General features: G+C 47.1%; 1 protein-coding gene. It reads right to left on the bottom strand.

Translation table 11 applies throughout. The features are described from left to right. On the bottom strand, positions 1-957 hold a 957-nt coding region (locus tag P278_RS16560), incomplete at both ends, for an HYR-like domain-containing protein (RefSeq protein WP_449488589.1).

Raw genomic sequence — 957 nt, forward strand, 5'->3', positions numbered from 1 at the left:
TATCTAACCAGTTTTGAAGCGCTGTAGTATTCCCGGCTCCATCACATTGTACGGTCAGATCACTTGCAGGAGTGGTGATGGTAGGCGGTGTATTATCAGTAATGGCATAGGTAGCTGTTACGGTCGCTTGATTACCGCAAGCATCGGTAGCGGTAAAGATGACCTCAATAGGAGTGGCACAATCAGAGACCGTACCTCCATAATTGTTAGTCCATGTTACCTGGCCACAGTTATCAGTAGCAGTAGCGCCTGCGTTATTGGCCAGCCAGTTGGTAATAGCATCGTTATTGCCCGAACCATCACATTCGATGGATAGATTTTCTAAGTTGGTTGTATCGATACTAGGATCAGTAGTATCTACGACATTAATAGTCTGTTCTAACATAGTGGTGTTGTCACAATCATCGGTCAGAGTCCAGGTACGGATAATGGTATATTCATTGGCACAAGCCCCTGGATTAGTGGCATCGGTAAAGGTAGCCTCAAGCCCTGTAGCACAGTTATCGGCTTCATCAGTTACATCACCGGTTAGTGTAAGATCCGAAGCATCCTGATTACACTCAATGGTGATGTCATCCGGAGCAGTAAAGGTAGGTGCCGTCGTATCGGCCACAGTAATGGTCTGTGATACCGAAGCAGTATTGTCACAGCTATCGGTGAAGGTCCATGTACGGGTCACAATGATATTACACGGATCGGTATTATCTGTGGTATCGACTCCTGTTACGGTAATATTACTATCACAGTTATCGGTAGCGGTCAGATCGATCATTGGAGGAATCTCATCGGTACACTCAACGGTCACATCTTCAGGGGCTGCAGGCGCCACTGGTGCCGTCGTATCGGCTACGGTAATGGTCTGCGATACCGAAGTGGTATTGTCACAGCTATCGGTAAAGGTCCATGTGCGGGTTACAATGATATTACACGGATCGGTATTATCGGTGGAATCCACCC

Origin of the sequence: Zhouia amylolytica AD3 (assembly GCF_000511935.2) — a bacterium.
Taxonomy (GTDB): domain Bacteria; phylum Bacteroidota; class Bacteroidia; order Flavobacteriales; family Flavobacteriaceae; genus Zhouia; species Zhouia amylolytica.